The 6735-nt window shown below is 42.2% G+C and carries 5 protein-coding genes and 1 pseudogene; all 6 read right to left on the bottom strand.

The window, feature by feature from the left end; all coding sequences use genetic code 11:
• Positions 1-149: 149 nt before the first annotated feature.
• Positions 150-446 carry a DUF1294 domain-containing protein gene (locus tag RYL27_RS10120; RefSeq protein ID WP_314966997.1) on the bottom strand — a complete coding sequence of 99 codons (297 nt, stop codon included), beginning with the start codon at positions 444-446 and terminating at the stop codon, positions 150-152.
• Positions 447-450: 4 nt separating this feature from the next.
• Positions 451-2091 (bottom strand): DUF5722 domain-containing protein, encoded by a 1641-nt coding sequence (locus RYL27_RS10125; RefSeq protein WP_314346214.1) that lies wholly within the window; start codon positions 2089-2091, stop codon positions 451-453.
• A gap of 259 nt (positions 2092-2350) precedes the next feature.
• On the bottom strand, positions 2351-3436 hold the full coding sequence (locus RYL27_RS10130) for a PTS transporter subunit IIC (RefSeq protein WP_314346216.1): 1086 nt from the start codon (positions 3434-3436) through the stop codon (positions 2351-2353).
• 325 nt (positions 3437-3761) lie between these two features.
• A complete protein-coding gene (locus tag RYL27_RS10135; protein ID WP_314346218.1) occupies positions 3762-4502 on the bottom strand; it encodes an NAD-dependent protein deacylase in 741 nt (246 codons plus the stop codon).
• A gap of 50 nt (positions 4503-4552) precedes the next feature.
• Complete coding sequence (locus RYL27_RS10140) at positions 4553-5509, bottom strand: Rpn family recombination-promoting nuclease/putative transposase (RefSeq protein WP_314967000.1); 957 nt, start codon at positions 5507-5509, stop codon at positions 4553-4555.
• Positions 5510-6196: 687 nt separating this feature from the next.
• Positions 6197-6735: pseudogene (locus tag RYL27_RS10145) on the bottom strand (hypothetical protein); the annotation flags it as partial.

Raw genomic sequence — 6735 nt, forward strand, 5'->3', positions numbered from 1 at the left:
ACCCGTTAGAAACGTGCGCCGCTAGGCGCACAAGCAAAGTGAGCAGTGGTTAACAAAACCACTGCTCAGTCAGGCGAAGCTAGCGAGAGCGTGCCCCAATTCAGACCTATATTGCTTAGAAAAATTTATTTTAATCTTTTCAAGCCTTTTTATTTTCTTCCAAAAATCAGGGTTATCCATAGTAGCAGCGCCACCGGCATCAAGACTAAAAATCTTGGTTTTCTGGTCTTATGCCTGCAAAGATACATTCCCAGAATTCCTCCTAAGGCGCCGCCCAAGAAGGCTTGCCCCAATAAGACTTTTTCCGGCACTCTCCATCCCCTATGTATGGCCTGCCACTTGTCATAGGCAAAGCTAAGAAAACAAAGAATATTGATGCCCAAAAGATAGAGCAATAAGCCCTTCCCTCCAAGCTCCAAAATTGATTGCAACAATTCTTTTTCCATTTCTTTATCTTCCCGGGAAACGGAAATTTGGAATTAGCTGATCCCAAGAATCAATACCGATAATGGCTCTGGCAAAGTCTGCAGTTCCTTCCGTTGCGCTGGCATCGTCAATATACTTAAAGACGCTGTGTGCCTTCTTATGTACCAACTGATGGTTCACAATGCTGGAAAGTCCGAAAGCCAGTCCGTGCTTTACCTCATCATCGGAGTCCTCCTGACGACTCATGAGATACGCGGAAATATACGGATTGTTATCTACAATATAGTAGGAGTATGCTACTGCTGCAGCCTGCTCATCCGACTTATCCTGTCCCTTTTGAATACTGGTGAAACCTTCCTCGGTAAGGAAAATCTTTCGAACCTCTCCCTTCTTGTTCTTCATGCTGTCCAACTGCATAAAGTCGGTAATCACATGAAGATTCTTAAAGTTGATAATGGGAGAATCAATGGTATCGTTAACCTTTCCGGTCTTATCATCATCCCAGAAGGCCGGGGAGGAAATAGGATATGGATAGGGGTGCAATGCCAGACCGAAGTCCATATGTCCCTCCAGATTGTCAAAATGATGGAAGGCCAATACCACATCCTTTCCCTTATATTTGCCTACAGGAGCCGCCTCAGGGAACATGTTCCAGTAGTGATCTAAAGAGAACATAATGTTGTCGTTGGCAGAAACGGACTTCATCGCGGTATAAAATACGCGGAAGGCACGCTGGAATTTCTTGGTATAGGTGGAAACATCATAGTCTCCCTCATAGTTCCAATACTGGTTGTCAATCTCATTTCCCACTACCCAGTTGGTAATTTTTCCGTGACCGTTCTGACCGTTATAACGCTTTGCCAAGAAAGAAGCCATAGCCTTTACCGCTCTAAAGCCCTGCTCGGACTCTACGTTAAAGCCATAGTAAACCGCCTGCTCCTTGGGAAGCTCCTTAACGCCGATGGGATTTAACTCCGGTACGGTATTGTTCCATGCGTTCAACAAAATGGCGGTGACCGCTACGCCGGAATCACTAAGGCGCTTCACCTCTCCGTCCAGCTGATCAATCAGCTCCTTGTTAATCTGGAAGGTCTTTCCCTCATAGGAATAGGAAATTCCCTGACCGAAGAAACGCTGGGTAGGAATATCTACGCCCGCATGCTTAATGTTCAGACTCAAAGCATCCTCTAAGATATTAGGGTCTACACGAAGTCCCTTCTTTCCCGGATTTAACGCAGGACTTTGGTTCTCCGCAACCACCTCGGGATTCTCGATATATCTTCTATCCGCAATCATTTCATAACGGCTTCCCACCTTTACTGCAGGCACAAAGGCGCTGTAAAGACGAAGCTCTCCAGGACCTGCATATAAGGGGAAGTTAAACTTCTGGTTTTCCCCAAGACTTCCCTTGGCAATAAAGTCGGTACGACCGCCAAGATCGGTCTGATAAGGCTTGATTTCGAAAATGTAAACCGAGCCGTCGGTACCGCTACTATCTCCTGTTGCATCCATTTGCAACTGAATCTCCTGCCTGCTGTCTGTAATCTCCACGTCCTTTACCTTCGCCGAAAGATTATAAGCGAAAGCTCCCGTGGAAAAAAGCGCCGTAAATGCCATGCTTAACATAAACATGGCTACATTCTTTGTTTTTCCTTGTAAAGCCATTTTCCTCTCCTTGAACTGACATACTTGCTTTGTGCTTTGTTGCATTGTTGCATTGTTGCATTGCTGCATTGCTACTTTTTTGCTTTCTGCTTCGTTGCTTTGCTGCTTTTACTTTATTGCATTACACAGTGCAAATATCTTTGACCATCTTTTGGCTTATTCTTTAAGAATTAAAGCCTTTGACCTGTCCAACTATACTCAGTTCTTTACAAAAAAGCCATAGAAAATTTCTTACAAGTTCTTACATTACAGCTTCGCTTTAGGAGGAAAGCTTCATATCCCCCTCTTTGATCCACTTCATTTTCCGGCAAAAAGCAGAACAAAGCAAAGAAAATATTGCCGGAAGAATAAAGCATAAAAGCAAAAGAGAAAGCCAATCCCTTACAGTTACAGCTGTCTTACTCCCCTCTTCTATACCCTTAAGCCAGCCGGTGTAAACGCCGATAGGGCCAACCAAACCGCAGGTTCCCATACCGGAGGTAACCGCAGGACCGTTATTTTCAAAATGAAAGAGACAGGTAGCCAGTGGTCCTGTAATCATGGAGGCAAATGTAGCCGGAATCCAAATCCGGGGATTTTTTACAATATTTCCCATCTGCAGCATAGAAGTACCAAGCCCCTGAGAAACTAGACCGGAAACGCCGTTTTCCCGGAAGGAAATCACTGCAAAGCCCACCATCTGGGCACAACAGCCTGCCACCGCAGCGCCTCCCGCAAGTCCCGTAAGTCCTAGAGCAGCACAAATCGCCGCGGAGGAAATGGGAAGTGTCAATGCAATACCAACCAAGGCGGATACCAAAATTCCCATAAAGAAAGGCTGTAGCTCTGTCGCCCACATAATCAGGCTTCCCACCTGAATCGCCGCTTTTCCGATTATCGGAGCCAAGATTGCCGAAAAAAGCATTCCGGAGCCAATGGTTACAAGAGGCGTCACCAAAATATCCACTTTTGTTTCCTTGGAAACCGCTTTACCGATTTCTGTGGAAAGAATCGCCACAAAAAGTACCGCCAATGGTCCCCCGGCTCCTCCCAGGGCATTGGAGGCAAAGCCCACAGTAATCAATGAAAAAAGTACCAAGGGAGGGGCCTGTAAAGCATAGGCAATAGCCGTTGCCATAGCCGGACCGCTCATAGCGGAAGCCATTGCCCCCACGGTATAATCCACACCGCCAATGGTGGCAACCACTCTGGTTAATGCGGAAATCCCCAGCCTCTGCCCTAGGGTGTTTAAAATTGTTCCGATTAAGAGGGAACAAAACAAGCCCTGAGCCATAGCGGATAAGGCATCAATCCCATAGCGCTTCAGGGAAATCTCAATGTTCTTCCTTTGTAAAAAAGCCTTCATTCTCATTCTCCTAATCTCTTATAAAGCAATGCGTTTTAATACTTCTGCCTATCGTAACAGCTAAAAGTAGTGGGGAGTAGTTCTATCCTGTCCTTCCCGGTCACCCCATTGCTTTCTTTATAAAAACTGTATACAAAACATCCCTCTGATTATAGCAAAATGCTCCACTTATTTGTATAAAAATATTTAGTTTTTTGTAAAAGATATTTTATTCAGTACTCTATCCTGTTACGTTATCAAGCACTCTTGTAAAATACTACATCATGCAACACTTTTAAAAAAAGAGACGGTAAAAACCGCCTCTAAACACTTTACCTCTCCTATTTTAACTTACCACTTCCGAAAGTATCTCTCCAATCTTTCCATAAAGTACCAAATCGCACTCTGTATCCAGTCGCCCCTCCTCTTTATTAATAAGAACCAACTTATTGTTTCCATGATGAGGAAAATATCGAATCAAGCCCGCAGCGGGATACACCGTCAAGGATGTACCTCCGATAATCAATAAATCTGCATTCTGAATATGGGCAATGCTCTCTGAAAGAATCCGTTCATCCAAGCCTTCCTGATACAAAACCACATCCGGACGTATCATGCTACGGCAATGAGGACACAAAGGAATGGATGTCGAAAAGTCAATTTCTTCTTCCGGGATTCGATGATGATGCTTCACACAATAGTAGCGATGAATACTGCCATGAAGCTCATATACCGTTTTGCAACCTGCCATCTGATGCAATCCGTCAATGTTTTGGGTAATAATTGCCTTTAGCTTCCCCTGCTCTTCCAATTTTTGTAAGGCATAATGAGCAGGATTCGGCAGAATCCCCGGAATCAAGAGCTTTTCCTTATAAAACTGATAAAACTCTTTAGGTCGTGCCATAAAAAAATCATGAGACAAAATTTCCTCCGGCGGAAAGGCATATTTTTGATGATAGAGCCCATCCACAGAACGAAAGTCCGGAAGACCGCTTTCCGTAGATACGCCTGCACCGCCAAAAAACACGATATAGTTCGCTTTTTGAATTAACTCCTTTAATTCAGCTAATTTCTCTTTCGTATCCAAGTTTGCTCCTTTGTCTTATAGTCCAATCTTTTATCAAGATCTTCGGTAGCTTAAAGCCCGAACTCTTTCAAAAGCTTTTCCCGATATTCTTCATCAAAAGAAACTCTCTTAAGATCATCCATCCGTCCTGCATTCAGTAAATGACCTACTAAAAGAGCAAGACGATTTTGACCCTTCTCCAAGCCCTTTTCAAGGCCTTGTTGCAAACCTTGTTCTAGGCCTTGTTCTAATCCCTGTTGTATTCCCTGGGCTAAACCTTTTTCTATACCTTCTTCTACTGCTTTTTTTCTATACTTTTCTAATAAGACATTCATCTTCTTTTCTCCTTCCCTATCTAATTTACCCTCCTTTAATGAGGCAACTCTATGAGACAAAACTTCAGATTGAATTTCTTTAGGATTGGCTTCTTTAAAGTCTTTAGCCAGCTTTCCTAATGCATTGTCATCTTGTCTTGATGTATTGAAATAGAAGATATGGGAACCGTCCCGAAATAAGCTACCGGACTTTCTGATAACTCTTTCAATCTGGTACAGTTGTTCTCCCTCTCCCAATACATCTTTATCTGTAATAAATATAACATAGCTTTCCGGCAATTTGGAAAACTTTTCTCCCTTCTTTAGAGTATTCGTGTCCATAAGTGCGGCATGATAACGAGCCCTTTTAGGAATGGCTCCGGCAGATGAATTCTGTACTTCAATATTATAAAGCAAGCCTTTTTCATCGGTGCAAAGGCAATCCAAGACTAAAGCTCTTCCATGCAGATTTGGCAACCTCTTTTGAAGTCTTTGTTCCTTTAACTTTAAAGAAGACTTGTCCAAAATCGTTTGCAGAATATACTCCGTACAAGCTTGCTCTTCCAGAACTACTTGCATAAAGAGATCATCCATCAAAGTAAGAGATGCAATGATTTTTTTCTTTTCCAGAGCATCCATCTTTCTTCTTGTTCTCTTAGAATTAGCTTTTAAACGACCGGATTTTTTAGCATTAGTAGAATTTGTTTTTTTCATAAGTCACCTACGGAAAATTGGAATAATAAAAGTGAATAATGAGTTTATTTAAATTTTCAAATAGATAAATTGAAACAAGGATATAGAGAATCAGACTAAGACTGGGATTAGGATTTAGAATCTTTGAATATACTTGAATCTTATTGCTTACTATCTTACTTCCAGATTGGCAAATCTCCTATACTCCACATTCGGATAATATCCGTATATTGATAATATAAAAGGATAGTTGATGAAATAGCACAGCTCATCCTTCCAATGCCTATCACCACTCTTTGGCATCTTCGATAGCTTAGGAGCACTGCCTGTTCTCACCATTTGGCATATCCTAAAACATAGGAGCACTGCATATCCACATCTTCGCCTATATCGAGAACTAAGGAGCACTGGCCCCCTATATATGCAATGCCCTTGAGTTTGGTACCGCTAGCCGGGGGAAGCTTATCGGGAGCGTGCCTTGGTGATAGTGGGCAGTTAGTACTCCAGAGCTTTATAATTCTTCCATCCTCAAAGTTCTTTTGAATAAGATTGAACCGCCCTACAGCCTTGATTTACAAGAGTATAGAGCGGTTTTTATCAACACATTTTGTTCTAGATACCTATATTTCTACTAGTGGAGGAATCTCCTATACTCCACACAAAGAACAATACTGATGTTTTTTGACACTGAATTAATGAGAAGGTATTTTAAAGTCCAAACTCCTTCAGAAGCTTTTCCCGATAAGCTTCATCGTAAGATACCCTCTTAAGGTCATCCATCCGTCCTGCATTCAGTAAATGCCCCACCAAAAGAGCAAGACGATTTTTCCCCTGCTCCAAGCCCCTTTCAAGGCCTTGTTCTAATCCCTGTTGTATTCCCTGTGCTAAACCTTTTTCTATGCCCTTCTCTATACCTTCCTCTACTGCTTTTTTTCTATACTTTTCTAACAAAACGTTCATCTTCTTTTCTCCCTCCCGATCTAGTTTACCTTCCTTTATTGAGGCTACTCTATGAGACAAAACTTCAGACTGAATTTCTTTGGGATTAGCTTCTTTAAAATCTTTAGCCAGCTTTCCTAATACGTTATCATCTTGCCTTGCCGTATTGAAATAAAGGATATGGGAACCATCTTTAAACAAATTGCCGGATTTCCTGATAACACGTTCAATCTGATATAATTGTTCTCCCTCACCCAATACATCTTTATCTGTAATAAATATAACATAGCTTTCCGGTAATTTGGAAA

The sequence above is a fragment of the Oribacterium sinus genome, from assembly GCF_963537195.1.
Classification (GTDB): Bacteria; Bacillota; Clostridia; order Lachnospirales; family Lachnospiraceae; genus Oribacterium; species Oribacterium sinus_A.

What these genes read in the sequence shown, in the direction of transcription:
- RYL27_RS10130 (WP_314346216.1), bottom strand. Translation starts at nt 3,436, where the DNA reads ATGAAGGCTTTTTTACAAAGGAAGAACATTGAGATTTCCCTGAAGCGC.
- RYL27_RS10120 (WP_314966997.1), bottom strand. Translation starts at nt 446, where the DNA reads ATGGAAAAAGAATTGTTGCAATCAATTTTGGAGCTTGGAGGGAAGGGC.
- RYL27_RS10125 (WP_314346214.1), bottom strand. Translation starts at nt 2,091, where the DNA reads ATGGCTTTACAAGGAAAAACAAAGAATGTAGCCATGTTTATGTTAAGC.
- RYL27_RS10140 (WP_314967000.1), bottom strand. Translation starts at nt 5,509, where the DNA reads ATGAAAAAAACAAATTCTACTAATGCTAAAAAATCCGGTCGTTTAAAA.